Origin of the sequence: Lentzea miocenica (assembly GCF_033949945.1) — a bacterium.
Taxonomy (GTDB): Bacteria; Actinomycetota; Actinomycetes; order Mycobacteriales; family Pseudonocardiaceae; genus Lentzea; species Lentzea miocenica.
Genome location: NZ_JAXAVW010000019.1, coordinates 115,911 through 129,137, shown reverse-complemented (window position 1 = coordinate 129,137; position 13,227 = coordinate 115,911). Strand labels below are relative to the sequence as shown.

Below are 13,227 nucleotides of genomic sequence, written 5' to 3'. Positions count from 1 at the left end.
GCAACGCACCAGGTGCGCATCCTGGGACGTTGACGAGAGGTGGCACATGACGTTCGCACATCCGGCGCTGTTCTACTCCGATGAGGAGTCCTACATCGACGGGACCGTCCCGTTCGTCATGGAGGGCCTCGCGAACGCCGAGCCCGTCGCCGTGGCGGTGCCCGACCGGAACCTGGAGCTGCTCAAGGAGGCGCTGAGCGGGTTCGCGCACCTCGTCACGTTCATCGACATGGCGGACGCCGGCCGCAACCCCGGCCGGATCATCCCGGACCTCCGCGCGTTCGCCGACCGGCACCGCGGGCCCGTCCGGATCATCAGCGAGCCGGTGTGGGACCTGCGCACCGACGTCGAGTACCCGGCGTGCGCGCTGCACGAAGCCCTGGTCAACTACGCCTTCAGCGGCCGTGACCTCAGCATTCTGTGCCCGTACGACATCTCGGCCCTCAACCATGACATCCTGGCCGACGCCGAGAAGACCCACCCGGTCGTCATCGACGCGAGCGGTCACCGTCCCAGCGACCACTTCCACCCCGCGCGGGTCGTCGTCGCCGCTCACTCACTGCCGCTGGCAACCCCGGCGGATGCGGCAAGCACGCTGGTAGGCGCCGGTGCGATGGCCGCCGTGCGGACGTTCGCACGAGAGCAGGCCGTGAAGTTCGGGCTGGCGCACGACCGCGTCGACGACTTCGCGCTGGCGGTCACCGAGCTCGCGACGAACAGCGTCCGGCACGGCGGCGGCGAGAGCACGGTCCGCGTCTGGGCGGAAAGCGAAAGTATTGTTTGCCAAGTCAACGACAACGGCCACATCACCGATGTGCTGGCCGGCCGTACACCCGTTCACGCAAACGATCCAGGTGGTCGCGGACTGTTGCTGGTGAACCGTTTGGCGGACCTCGTGCGCACCCAAACGACGTCGTCGGGCACTGCAATCCAGGTCAGATTCGACTTGAGGAACAAAAAGGCAACGTGATCGACATACATTTGGGCGTCTTCGTTATAGCTTGAGCACGTGCACGACGAGGAAGCGACGGAAATCGGTTACACGGGGGCTCGTTTCGGGTCCCCGGCGACCCGTAGACGACTGCGCGCCGACAGAAGCGACGACTCCAAAGGCGCGGAGACGCAACAACTGCCCCGTCAGCAACCGTTGCGCCAACGCCCACCGGAACCGCCACCGGAGTGGCCGATGCAGGAACAGGAACCACCGACTCCCTCGCGGGACAGCTCGCTCATCCGTCCCTACGCCCGGACCGGCGGCCGCACGACGGCCCGCCACGACCTCCGCCTGGAAACGCTGCTCTCCACGGACGAGGACCGGCTGTACCGCGCGAACAACGACCAGGCGGCGATGATGCGGCTGTGCCTGCAGCCGCGGTCGGTCGCCGAGATCTCGGCACTGATGAAGATCCCGCTCGGCGTCACGCGCGTGCTGCTGAGCGACCTCATCACGCTGAACCTGGTCGCCGTGCACGAGCCGGGCGACAAGCCGAACATGGCGCTGCTCGAGCGCGTCCTGTCCGGCCTGCGCAGGTTGTAACCCTTTTGCCACCGCGCGGAATCACGCCTGGTCGCCGATAATCGTCCCTGTGGCGACCTCCAGCGACGAGACCCCGAAGACGCCGATCACCGAGCCGATCCCGACCGCGCCCACACCCCCGGCAGCGGCCGCACCGAAGAAGCTGCGGCCCACCCGGATCAGCGGTACGTGGATCGCCGTGCTGGTCGCGATCGTCGTGCTGATCTTCCTGCTCGTCTTCATCCTGCAGAACGGCGGCAACGCGACGATCCACTTCCTGTGGGGTGAGTTCAGCCTTCCCCTCGGGGTGGCGCTGTTGTTCGGCGCGATCGGCGGCGCGCTGCTGGTCGCGGTCGTCGGCGCGGCCCGCATCCTGCAGCTGCGCCGTCAGGCGAAGCGGGTGGCGACCCCTATTGGTCGTCCCTCGACCTCATCACCAGCTCGACGCGAGAGCTGATCCCGAGCTTCCGGAAGATCTTGCGCAGGTGGAAGTTCACCGTGTGCGGCGACATGAACAGCTGCGTGGAGATCTGCCGGTTCGTCTGCCCCTTCGCCACGAGGTTCGCGATCGCCCGTTCGGTGTCGTCCAAACTGGACCATCCGGACGCGGGCCGCACCGGTTCCGCACGCCGGCGCCGGCCGAGTTTGCGCAGCCGTCCCAGCACGCGGGCGCTGTCGCGGGACGCGCCGATCTCCCGGTACAGCCCGAGAGCGTTCTCCAGCGCCTTCACCGAGGCCGCACGATCGGCCGCGGTCGTCAGCAGGACGCCGAGGTCCTCGGCCGCGTTGGCCCGTGCCCACAGGTCGCGGTGCTGCTGCGAAGCCAGTTCCAGCAGCGCGGCGTCGGCGTCGGCGAGGCCTCTGGCGTGCATCGCGGCCGCCACCACCGCACGGAATCCGGGGTTCTGCTCGGCCAGCCGTTCCGCGCGGTCCACAACGGACTTGGCCAGCCGCTCGTCCCCCGCCTCCAGGGCCCGGCGCACGAACCACCCGGCGGCACGGGGTTCCTCCGCGAACAACGCGGACGACACCAGCCCCGGATACTCGTCCGTCAGCAGCCCGAGCGCCTTCTCCAGACCGTGGGCCACGTACGTGACCAGCACGTCGGCCCACTGGTAGTAGGCGCGCGAGAAGATGATCCCGTCGACCGGGACGCGGTCGCGGTAGCGCTCGACGTGCTCGATCGCGGCGGGCAGGTCGCCGGTGTGGATCGCGACCATCGCCAGCACGGCCAGCGCGGGCGCCACCAGCGCCACGTGCCCGGTCTCCTCGGCCACCTTCAGCGCACCGCGCGCCTCGATCGCCGCTTCCTCGATCCGCCCGGCCTGCAACAGGATCCGCGCCTGCACGACCGCGGTCATGAGTTCCCTGGTCACCACCGCGGACGGCCCGCTGCGCGCCCGCCGCACCACGCCGTCGGCCTCGGCGAAGTCCCGCAGCCCGGCGTTCAGCGTGGCCAGCAGCAGCTGCGGATAGGCGCAGAGGTCGTGGGACGTGACGGACTGCGCGGCCTCGCGCGCCAGTTCCAGTGCCGCGCCGGGCAGTCCGGTGTCGCGCGCGATCGCCGCCAGCACCGCCAAAGCCGTTGCCAGCACGTCGCCCGGTGCGCCCGTGTGGTTGCGCACGACGGTCTCGGCCAGCTCCTGTGCGCGGCGCCGATCGTGACCGAGCAGGGCCATCATCCTGGTGATCTCCACCCATGGCGCGAGTTCCGGTGGTAGATCGGGTTCCGCCAGCAACGCTTCGGAGATCTCCACCGACTCGCCGTGCCGCGCGCCCAGCAGCATCGTGGTGGCCACGCAGTGCCGCAGCTTGGCGGAGGGTTCCGGGGAAACCTGACGGGACAAGGCGTCCTGCGCGAGTGCCTGCGCGGCGGTGAGCTTGCCGGCCGCGATCAGCGCGCGCACGGCGATGACCGTGCGGTGCACCAGCGAAGCAGACGCCTGGTCGGTGAGTTCGAGAGCCCGCACCGCGAGTTCGGCCGCGGCGTCAGGGGCGTTCCACAGCACGGCCTTCGCGGCGGCGACCAGTCCGTCGATCGACCGCACGTCACCGCGCTGGGCGCCGTGCAGGAGGTGCTTGGCGGCGCTGACTGCGGAATCCCCGCGCCCCAGCAGCATCTCGCCGGCCTCGCGGTGCAGCGCGCGCCGCACGGGCGGTGGCACGGAGTCGGCGACCAGCCGCCAGACCAGTTCGTGCCGGAACGCCAGCCGGTCGTCCAGCGACGTCACCACACCGGCGCCGATGACCTCGTCCAGGGCGGGCAACAGGATCGCCGTGCTGGAGGCGAGCATCTCCGCGACGTCACCGGGTTCGAAGCGCGGCCCGAGCACGGACGCGACCTGCAGCAGGTGTCTCGCACCGCCGCTCAGCGAACCGACGCGGTCGCGCAGCAGCGACTCGGTGTGCCGGGGTGAGCGGTCGGCGCGCAACGAGGCGTGCTCGGCCGTGACCACGACCTGACCGTCTTCGAGAAGCGCGTTGACGAGACTGATCAACGCCGCCGGATTTCCCCGGGCCGTCGCCGCCAACGCGCGGAGGTCGTTGTCGGGAGTTCCTCCGGCGAGATCGGCGACGAGATCCGCGACCACGTCGTCCGTGAGCGGCCGGAGTTCGATCCGCACGGCTCCGCGCTGCGCGGCGGCGGCGAACAGGCGGTCCGCGCCCTCACCGCGGCGGCGGGCGAGCAGCCAGACGACCTTCTCGTGGGTGGAGGCGGGTAACAGTGCGCGCAATGCGGCCAGGGTGCCCGGCTCGGCCAGGTGGAGATCGTCCAGCACGACGAGCGTCGGGCCGTCCGGTTGGCGTTCGGCCAGGCGCGCCAGCAGAAAGGGCTGTTCCAGTTCGTCCTGTGCCGTGGCGACTTCGAAACCGCGACGCGTGGCGACGGCGGCCATCTCGGTGAGCAACCGCGTCTTGCCGGTTCCCGCGGCGCCGTCGACCAGCACCACGCCGGTGCCCGCGTCCAGCACACCGCTGAGGAGTTCCTGTTCTCCCTCACGGCCGCGGAACACTCCGTCCCGATTCCCCGACACCCATTTTCCTTTCGCTCCGCGGCGGCGGAGAACAAGCGCTGCATTACCACAACGACCGCATCACGACCAGCCCCGGAGCAGCACCCCTAGGCCGTTGGGATGACCATGAGAGGTCGTCGTCCGGCTGCCGCTACCCATTTGAGTAGTTGCCCGGCGGATCATACGTGCAGCCACCCTGTTGAGACGCCCATAGCGCAGGAAGCTTTACCTGGGCAAGTGGCGCTCTTTCTCCTAGCATCAATTCCGCTGATCCATTCACCCACGGATTGTTGAGAGATCATGGAAAACCGGCGGAAAGCGTGGTGTGCCGGAATCAGCGACCAGGTGACGCTGGGCACGACGACCGTCGTGGAAGGCGCACCCGGTACCGGGAAGACCGCGGCGCTGGACGACCTCGCCGCCCGCTGGGAAGCCTCCGGCCGGCACGTCGTGCGGGCGCGCGGCAGTGCGCTGGAGGGCGACCTGCCGTTCGGGATCGTGGCCCAGCTCTTCGACATGACCGACCCGGATCTCGTGCCCGCCGAGGCGATGGGCGCGCTGCGGCTCACCGCGCCGGCCGCCGACTTCGCCGTGCTGCACGGCGTGTACCGCCTGGCCGCCGCGCTGGCGGGCACGTCCGGCCTGCTCATCGCGGTGGACGACGCGCACTGGGCCGACGCCGCGTCGTTGCGGTGGCTGGCTTACCTGACGTTGCGGGTCCAGCGCCTGCCCATCGCCGTCGTGCTGACCGTGGGTGCGGGCGAGCGGTGTGACGACCCTTCTCACAGCGAGATCATGGCGGCGTGCGGCCGGATCACGCTGGACAACCTGTCCGCGGACGCCGTCGCCGCGTTGATCTCCCCTGACCCGGCTCCCGAGTTCGTCTCCGCCTGTCTGGAGGCGACCGGCGGAAATCCGCTGACGGTGACGCGCCTGGTGAAGGCGCTGGCGGAGGACGGGGTGCCGCCGACCGCCGAGGCCGCGTGGCGGGTCGCGCCACGCGGCGCGGAGGTGACCGGCGAGATCATGGCGGCCCGGCTGCGCCGCCGTCCGGCCGCCGTGGTGGCCGCGGCTCAGTCGTTGGCCGTGCTCGGACCGTCCCCTCATCCCGGCGTCCTGGCCGAGTTGACGCGGCTTTCGCCTGTCGAGCTCGCCGAGGCCGTCCGGACGGTCGAGATGCTCGGGGTGGCCGGGCCGGCTGTGCTCGACGACATGCCCGCGCCTTCGCGGGCTGCTCTGCACCTCCGGGCCGCACGGTCGTTGCGCACGCACGGCGCGTCGGACCGAGTTGTGGCGGAGCACCTGCTGGAGACCTCGCCGGGGCTGGAGCCGTGGGCCGGTGAGGTGCTCGACCGGGCCGCGCAGGAGGCGGTGAACCGGGGCGACACGTCCGGCGCCGCGCGGTTGTTGTGGCGTGCGTTGCGCGAACCGGTGGCGAACCCGTCACGCGCGTTGCGGTTGCTGGGCGTTGCCGAACTCGTCGGCAACCTGCCGGGCGCGTCCGCACGGTTGCGCGAGGCCTTCGAGTCCAACAAGGACGATCCGGAATCCGCTGTGGCGCTGTCTTACGCCTTGCACGCCGAGGGAAACCCGGCCGAGCTGAAAGCCGTGCTCTCCGGTTCGCCGCGGGCGCAAGCACATCTGGCGGTACACGGGTTGGCGTGGCAGGAGGCCGTGCCCTCGTCGGTCTCGCTCGACACGCCCGCCGAGGTGCTGCACCACGTGATGGTCGGTGACATCAGTGCTGTGGACGCGGTCGCGCTCGTGTCGGCGGAAGACACGATGTCGTCGCTGGCGTCCGCGATGATCCTCAACCTGGCCGACTCACTGGACGCGGCACTGGCGCTGCTCGACGACGTGGACCGCACCCAGCCTCCCGCGGTGCGCGCGCTGACGTACGTCATGCGCGCGAACGTCCAGCGCCGCAAGGGTGATCTCGTCGCCGCCCGCGCCGACCTGGCGCTGGCCGACGACCAGCTGCGGCAGGACCGGCGCTGGCACACGGTCTCCACGTGGCACGCCGCGCTGCTCGCCGACATCCTGCTCGAGGAGGGCCACCCGGACGAGGCCGCTTCGGTGATCACCGAAGCGTCGACGGAGGAAGCACGCAGGACGTGGACGTACGCCAGCCTGCTGACGACCCGGGGCCGGATGCTGACCGTGCGCGGCGCCGACCACGAGGCGCTGGAGGCGTTCCTCGCGGCGGGACGGCACTGCGAGGGCTGGCCCTACCGCAACCCCGCACCGCTGGCGTGGCGTTCCGGCGCGGCCCAGGCCTGCGCGGCGATCGGCGACGGCGAACGGGCACGCGAACTCGCGCTGGAAGAGGTGGAGCTGGCCCGCGTCTGGGGCGCGCCACGGGCGTTGGGCATGGCGTTGCGCGCGGCGGGCCGGGTGACCGCGGGCGCGGCCGGGCGGACGCTGCTGGAAGAGGCCGTGCGGGTGCTGCGCGCCTCCCCCGCCCGCCTGGAACTGGCACGCGCGTTGGTCGACCTCGGCGTCGTGGTGCGGCGTCAGGCCGATACGTCCGGTGCGCGCGCGTGCCTGCGTGAGGCGTTGGATCTGGCGCAGAAGTGCGGATCTTCCGCGATGGCCGCGCGGGCTTACTCCGAACTGGTGGCGACCGGCGCCGGGCCACGGCGAATGCGCCAGACCGGACCGACGGCGCTCACCCCGACCGAGCACCAGGTGGCGGCTCTGGCGGCACGGGGGCGTTCCAACGAGGAGATCGCCGCCACGCTGCTGATGTCCGCGGACGCCGTCGAGGGCGTGCTGTCCGGGACCTACCGAAAGCTGGGCGTGTCCGGGCGTTTGGGTCTGTCCGACGCACTCGACGCGGGATAGTTCGGACCCGTTCAGCCGATGGTTTCCGTTGCGACGTTCGGCCTATGGTCCTGCGCATGGCTAGCGACCTGCAACGACGCAAAGTGGCAGTGGTGTTCGGCGCGATGGACGCCAACGACGACGGTTACCTGGACGAGAGCGACTTCCGCGCGCTCACCGCGCGCTGGGTGTCGTTGCGCGGTGGCGACGAGGAACTGCTGTCCGGGGTGATGATGGGCTGGTGGGCGACCCTCTCGGCGATCGCAGGCCAGGACCGCGTGACGATCGACAACGTCCTGAGCATCGTGGACGCGCTCCCGAAGACGCCGGAAGCGGTCACCGACACCGCCGACGCGATGTTCGGCGCCGTCGACGAGAACCACGACGACTACATCTCGGCCGGCGAGTACCGGACGATGATCAGCGCGTGGCTGGGGCACGACGGCGTCACCGACTTCGCCGCACTGGACTTCGACGGCGACGGCAAGCTGTCGCGCGACGAGTTCTCCCAGCTGTGGCTCGAGTTCTGGGCCGGTGACAACGCCGAGGCCGCCGGCACCTACGTCTTCGGGCCCGTCTGACGGATCACCGCGAGACGACCGCTCTTCTCCACCCCGTCCTGGTACCACGACCCGTTGACCACACCCACCGCGTCACCCGGTGGGGTTCCCGGGACGATCCGCCGGTCCAGGTCGATCACGGCGGTCTCCGGGGTCAGCCGCACCGGGCGGATCACCGCGCCGCGGGCGACGACCGGGCCGAACCCGCTGCGGGCGGCCGAGTCCGAGACCCCGCCGGTCGCGACCAGGTCCAGGATCGCCGCGATCCACACCGGGTCCGTCACCGCGTCGTAGATCCACCGCGTACCCAGCACGCTGTGCTCGGCAGTCGTGACGAGCGCTCCCCCGGCCAGCGGGGCGGAGCGGTACGTCAGCGGCACCTGGTACACCACCGGGCCGTCCTGGAGCAGGTGCGTCTCCACACCGACCTGCCCCGCCGGGTCCTCGAACCGGAAGAACCCGATGGGCCACAGCGCGCCGTTTCCCCGGTACCACGGCCGACTCGCGACCCACACGGGCAGAAAGTCCCGGAACGACGGTGTCAGCTTGGCACCGGCGTGAATTTTCACCATGCCGCACAGACTACGAGTGCGCGAGGGTGAAGAACTCCTGGCGTGACGCTGGATCGTTCCGCAGCACTCCCGGGTCGGTCATCGGCAGGCCAGCCTGGACAACGCCAGTGCGCCGACCAGCAGGCCGAAGTCGCGCAACGCGACGTCGTAGTAGCCGGGCAGGGTCAGCAGGTTGACGATGATGCCGAGCAGCCAGGCGGCGACGACCAGCCCACCCCACTTCGGTGCCACCGCCACCAGCACACCGGCCACGATCTCGATCACGCCGACGACGTACATCGCGGTCTGCGGGCTGCCGGGGACGATCGAGTCGATCCACGGCGCCAGGTAGACCGGCCAGTCGACCAGCAGGTTGAAGAACTTGTCCAGCCCGAACAGGATCGGCGCCACCGTGAAGACCGTGCGCAGCAACACGAACGCCTGCGTCGCCGGGTCCGTGCGCGTCAGGACCGTCATGACTCCTCCTTCTAAAGACAACTTCGGCTAACGTTAGAGCTGCGTGCCGATTTTCGTCAACAGGAGTAGGTTTTAGAGATGGCCGACCACGTCGCCGCCGTCGCGGCCCTCGACGAGCCGAACCGGCGCAAGCTCTACGACTTCGTGGCGCGCCAGACCGCGCCCATCAGCAAGGACGAGGCGTCCGCCGCCATCGGGCTGCCGCGCACGACCGCCGCGTTCCACCTCGACAAGCTGGTCGAGATGGGGCTGCTGGACGTGCTCCACGAGCGCCGGTCAGGCCGGACCGGGCCGGGAGCGGGACGGCCGGCGAAGCTCTACCGGCGGTCCGGGGAGCAGATCGAGGTGTCGTTGCCCGACCGGCGGTACGAGGCGGCGAGCCACCTGCTCACCGACGCGTTGCTGGAGGCGGAGAGCACGGGTGAGCCGGCGCGCGAGATCCTGAACCGGCGCGCGTACGAGTGGGGCGAGGACCTCGCGGCGCGGGCCTCCGGCGACGTGGCGGAGGCGTTGGAGGACTTCGGGTTCGAGCCGCGGACCGACGGGACCGCGATCCTGCTCGGCAACTGCCCGTTCCACAGCCTGGCGCAGCGGCACACGCAGCTGGTGTGCGGGATGAACCTCTGCCTGATCAGCGGCCTGCTGGACGGGATCAGGGCGAACGACGTGAGCGCTCGCCTTGATCCCTCACCAGGACACTGCTGCGTGAAGCTGGATCAGGCGCCGTCCTCCAGGTCGCCTTCGGTCTCCAGGTAGGCGGCCCGCAGCGCGTCCAAAGTGGACGGCTCGGGGTGCTCCCACATCTGGCGTTCCGCGGCCTCCAGCAGACGTTCGGCGATGCCGTGCAACGCCCACGGGTTCGAGGTCTGCAGGAACTTGCGGGTCTCCGGGTCGAGCACGTACGTCTCGGTCAGCTTCTCGTACATCCAGTCCGCGACGACGCCGGTCGTGGCGTCGTACCCGAACAGGTACTCGACCGTCGCCTGCAGTTCGAACGCGCCCTTGTACCCGTGCTGCCGCATCGCCCCGACCCAGCGCGGGTTCACCACGCGGGCGCGGAAGATCCGTGAGGTCTCCTCCGTCAGGGTGCGGGTCCTGACCGCCTCTGGACGTGTGCTGTCACCGACGTACGCGGCGGGCGCCTTGCCCGTCAACGCCTTCACCATCGTGACCATGCCGCCGTGGTACTGGAAGTAGTCGTCCGAGTCGGCGATGTCGTGCTCGCGGGTGTCGATGTTCTTGGCCGCCACCGCGATCCGCCGGTACGCCGACTCCATGTCCTCGCGCGCCGCGATCCCGTCGACCCCGCGGCCGTACGCGTACCCGCCCCACACCGCGTAGACCTCGGCGATGTCCGACGAGTCGCGCCAGTTGCGACTGTCGATCAACGGCAGCACACCCGCGCCGTACGCACCCGGCTTGGAGCCGAAGATGCGCAGCGTCGCCCGGCGCTGGTCGCCGTGCTCCTCCAGGTCCTTGAGCGTGTGCGCGTGCACGAAGTTCTGGTCCGCGGGCTCGTCCAGGTTCGCGACCAGCTGCACCGCATCGTCCAAAAGGGACACGGCGTGCGGGAACGCGTCGCGGAAGAACCCGGAGATCCGGACCGTGACGTCGATGCGCGGCCTTGCCAGTTCCTCCAGCGGGATGATTTCGAGACCGGTGACGCGACGGGACTGGTCGTCCCACACCGGCCGCACGCCCAGCAGCGCGAACACCTCGGCGATGTCGTCGCCGGCCGTGCGCATCGCGGACGTGCCCCAGACCGAAAGTCCCACGGACGGCGGCCATTCGCCGTCGTTCTCCGAGCGGTAGCGCTCCAGCAGCGAGTCCGCCATCGCCTGACCGGTCTCCCACGCGAGGCGCGACGGGATGGCCTTCGGGTCGACCGAGTAGAAGTTGCGGCCGGTCGGCAGCACGTTCACCAGGCCGCGCAACGGCGAACCGGACGGACCGGCCGGGATGTAGCCGCCGTCCAACGCGTGCAGGACGTTCGTCATCTCGTCGGTGGTGCGCGCCAGCCGGGGCACGACCTCGACGGCCGCGAACTCCAGGATCTTCTGCACGTCAACGGATTCGTGCAGGGTCCTGGCCACCTCGCGGTCCCAGCCGGCGTCTTCCATGGCCTGGACCAGCGCGCGAGCCTGTTCCTCAACGGCGTCAACGTCTTCGCGCGTCGTCGTGGTGAGCCCGAGCGCCTCCCGCAGACCCGGTAGCGCGGCGACCTGGCCGCCCCACATCTGCCGCGCCTGCAGCATCGCGAGCACGAGGTTGACGCGGACCGAGCCCGCCGGCGCCTCGCCGAGGATGTGCAGGCCGTCGCGGATCTGGACGTCCTTGACCTCGCACAGCCAGCCGTCGACGTGCAGCAGGAACTCGTCGAACTCGGCGTCGTGCGGCCGGTCGTCCAGGCCGAGGTCGTGGTCGAGCTTCGCGGCCTGGATCAGCGTCCAGATCTGCGCGCGGATCGCCGGCAGCTTCGCCGGGTCCATCGCGGAGATGTTGCCGTACTCGTCGAGCAGCTGCTCCAGCCGTGCGATGTCGCCGTAGCTGTCCGCGCGGGCCATCGGCGGCACCAGGTGGTCGACCAGCGTGGCGTGCGCGCGCCGCTTGGCCTGCGTGCCCTCACCGGGGTCGTTCACGAGGAACGGGTAGATCAGCGGCAGATCGCCGAGCGCCGCGTCCGTGCCGCAGGACGCCGACATGCCGACGGTCTTGCCGGGCAACCACTCCAGGTTGCCGTGCTTGCCGACGTGCACGACCGCGTCCGCGCCGAACTGCGACTCGATCCACCGGTAGGCGGCGAGGTAGTGGTGCGACGGCGGCAGGTCCGGGTCGTGGTAGATCGCGATCGGGTTCTCGCCGAACCCGCGCGGCGGCTGGACGATCACGACCACGTTGTTCGACCGCAGCGCGGCCAGCACGATCTCGCCGTCCTTGGACTTCGAGTGGTCGACGAAGAGGGTGCCCGGCGCCTCGCCCCAGTGCTCCCGCATCGACTCGCGGAAGTCCTCGGGCAGCGTCTCGTAGTACGCCCGGTAGTCGGCCGCGGCGATGCGCACCGGGTTGCTCTCGAACTGCTCCTGCGTCAGCCAGTCCACGTCCTGGCCACCGGCGGCGATCAGCGCGTGGATCAACGCGTCGCCGTCCAGCTCCTGCACGCCCGGCAGCGCGTCACCGATGTCGTACCCGTGCTCCTGCATGGCTTTCAGCAACCGCACGGTCGAAGCCGGCGTGTCCAGGCCCACCGCGTTGCCGATGCGGGAGTGCTTGGTCGGGTACGCCGACAGCATCACCGCGATCTTGCGCTCGGCCACGGGAATGTGACGCAGCCTGCCGTGCCGGACCGCGATACCGGCGACGCGCAGCGCCCGTTCCGGATCGGCCACGTAGACGGTGAGCCCGTCGGAGTCGATCTCCTTGAACGAGAACGGAACCGTGATGATCCGGCCGTCGAACTCCGGGATCGCGACCTGGGTCGCGGTGTCCAAAGGAGACAGTCCGTCGTCGTTGGAATCCCACGACTCACGGCTCGACGTGAGACACAACCCCTGCAGGATCGGCACGTCCAGCGCGGCGAGCGCGCCCACGTCCCACGCGTCGTCGTCCCCGCCGGCGGACGCCTTCGCCGGGTTCGTGCCACCGGCCGCGAGCACCGTGACGACCAGCGAGTCCGCCTGGCCGAGGGTCTCCAGCAGCTCGGGCTCGGCCGTGCGCAACGACGAGCAGTAGACCGGCAGCGCCCTCCCACCCTTGGCCTCGATCGCGTCGCACAACGCGTGCACGAACGCCGTGTTCCCAGCCACGTGATGCGCGCGGTAGTAGAGGACCGCGACCGTCGGGCCTTCGCTCGTCGTCTCCCGCTCCAGCACCCCCCACGAGGGCGTGGCCTGTGGAGTCGCGAACCCGTGACCGGTCAGCAGGATGGTGTCCTCGAGGAACTTGTGCAGCTCGGCGAGGTTCGCCGGCCCGCCGTGCGCGAGGTAGAGGTGCGCCTCCGCACAGACACCGCCGGGCACCGTCGACAGCTCCATCAGCGCGGCGTCCGGCTGCTGCTCACCACCGAGCACCACCACCGGCAGCCCGCTGGCCAGCAGCCAGTCCAGCCCTTCCTCCCACATCCGCCGCCCGCCGAGAATGCGCACGACGACGAGGCTGACCCCGTCGACGAGCGCGGGCAGGTCGTCGGCGGTGAGCCGGGCGGGGTTGCCGAGCCGGTACTCGGCGCCACAGGCACGCGCCGACAGCAGGTCGGTGTCGGAGGTAGACAGCAGCAGGATCACGCAGGG

General features: G+C 70.3%; 10 protein-coding genes. 6 read left to right on the top strand and 4 right to left on the bottom strand.

Annotated elements, in window-relative coordinates; translation table 11 throughout:
• Positions 1-46: 46 nt before the first annotated feature.
• The 3 genes from SK803_RS23740 to SK803_RS23730 all read left to right on the top strand — a co-directional run bounded on the left by SK803_RS23740 (position 47) and on the right by SK803_RS23730 (position 1,973).
• The gene (locus SK803_RS23740; RefSeq protein WP_319968265.1) at positions 47-970 is read left to right on the top strand and encodes an anti-sigma factor RsbA family regulatory protein; all 924 of its coding nucleotides are present in this window, start codon (positions 47-49) and stop codon (positions 968-970) included.
• 216 nt (positions 971-1,186) lie between these two features.
• Positions 1,187-1,537, top strand: coding sequence for a DUF742 domain-containing protein (locus tag SK803_RS23735; protein ID WP_319968264.1), 351 nt, complete (start codon positions 1,187-1,189; stop codon positions 1,535-1,537).
• Positions 1,538-1,622: 85 nt separating this feature from the next.
• Positions 1,623-1,973 (top strand): LapA family protein, encoded by a 351-nt coding sequence (locus tag SK803_RS23730; protein ID WP_319968315.1) that lies wholly within the window; start codon positions 1,623-1,625, stop codon positions 1,971-1,973.
• Here SK803_RS23730 and SK803_RS23725 read toward each other — a convergent pair.
• Positions 1,927-4,551 (bottom strand): helix-turn-helix transcriptional regulator, encoded by a 2,625-nt coding sequence (locus tag SK803_RS23725; protein WP_319968263.1) that lies wholly within the window; start codon positions 4,549-4,551, stop codon positions 1,927-1,929. The two genes, SK803_RS23730 and SK803_RS23725, sit on opposite strands and share 47 nt — an antisense overlap.
• 279 nt (positions 4,552-4,830) lie before the next feature.
• Here SK803_RS23725 and SK803_RS23720 point away from each other — a divergent pair, with 279 nt between their 5' ends.
• Both SK803_RS23720 and SK803_RS23715 read left to right on the top strand, forming a co-directional pair.
• Positions 4,831-7,374 (top strand): AAA family ATPase, encoded by a 2,544-nt coding sequence (locus tag SK803_RS23720; RefSeq protein ID WP_319968262.1) that lies wholly within the window; start codon positions 4,831-4,833, stop codon positions 7,372-7,374.
• Between the two features lie 56 nt (positions 7,375-7,430).
• On the top strand, positions 7,431-7,934 hold the full coding sequence (locus SK803_RS23715; protein WP_319968261.1) for an EF-hand domain-containing protein: 504 nt from the start codon (positions 7,431-7,433) through the stop codon (positions 7,932-7,934).
• Here the strand turns inward: SK803_RS23715 and SK803_RS23710 are convergent.
• Positions 7,913-8,485: a maltokinase N-terminal cap-like domain-containing protein gene (locus SK803_RS23710; protein ID WP_319968260.1), complete on the bottom strand. Its 573-nt coding sequence runs from the start codon at positions 8,483-8,485 to the stop codon at positions 7,913-7,915. The genes SK803_RS23715 and SK803_RS23710 overlap by 22 nt on opposite strands.
• A 78-nt stretch (positions 8,486-8,563) precedes the next feature.
• Entirely contained in the window at positions 8,564-8,941 is a 378-nt protein-coding gene (locus SK803_RS23705; RefSeq protein ID WP_319968259.1) for a DoxX family membrane protein, read from the bottom strand.
• Positions 8,942-9,019: 78 nt separating this feature from the next.
• Here SK803_RS23705 and SK803_RS23700 point away from each other — a divergent pair, with 78 nt between their 5' ends.
• The gene (locus tag SK803_RS23700; RefSeq protein ID WP_319968258.1) at positions 9,020-9,697 is read left to right on the top strand and encodes a helix-turn-helix transcriptional regulator; all 678 of its coding nucleotides are present in this window, start codon (positions 9,020-9,022) and stop codon (positions 9,695-9,697) included.
• Here SK803_RS23700 and cobN read toward each other — a convergent pair.
• Positions 9,658-13,221: a cobaltochelatase subunit CobN gene (gene cobN / locus SK803_RS23695; RefSeq protein WP_319968257.1), complete on the bottom strand. Its 3,564-nt coding sequence runs from the start codon at positions 13,219-13,221 to the stop codon at positions 9,658-9,660. The two genes, SK803_RS23700 and cobN, sit on opposite strands and share 40 nt — an antisense overlap.
• Positions 13,222-13,227 lie beyond the last annotated feature (6 nt).

What these genes read in the sequence shown, in the direction of transcription:
- SK803_RS23710 (WP_319968260.1), bottom strand. Translation starts at nt 8,485, where the DNA reads ATGGTGAAAATTCACGCCGGTGCCAAGCTGACACCGTCGTTCCGGGAC.
- SK803_RS23735 (WP_319968264.1), top strand. Translation starts at nt 1,187, where the DNA reads ATGCAGGAACAGGAACCACCGACTCCCTCGCGGGACAGCTCGCTCATC.
- SK803_RS23705 (WP_319968259.1), bottom strand. Translation starts at nt 8,941, where the DNA reads ATGACGGTCCTGACGCGCACGGACCCGGCGACGCAGGCGTTCGTGTTG.
- SK803_RS23720 (WP_319968262.1), top strand. Translation starts at nt 4,831, where the DNA reads ATGGAAAACCGGCGGAAAGCGTGGTGTGCCGGAATCAGCGACCAGGTG.
- SK803_RS23740 (WP_319968265.1), top strand. Translation starts at nt 47, where the DNA reads ATGACGTTCGCACATCCGGCGCTGTTCTACTCCGATGAGGAGTCCTAC.
- SK803_RS23715 (WP_319968261.1), top strand. Translation starts at nt 7,431, where the DNA reads ATGGCTAGCGACCTGCAACGACGCAAAGTGGCAGTGGTGTTCGGCGCG.
- SK803_RS23700 (WP_319968258.1), top strand. Translation starts at nt 9,020, where the DNA reads ATGGCCGACCACGTCGCCGCCGTCGCGGCCCTCGACGAGCCGAACCGG.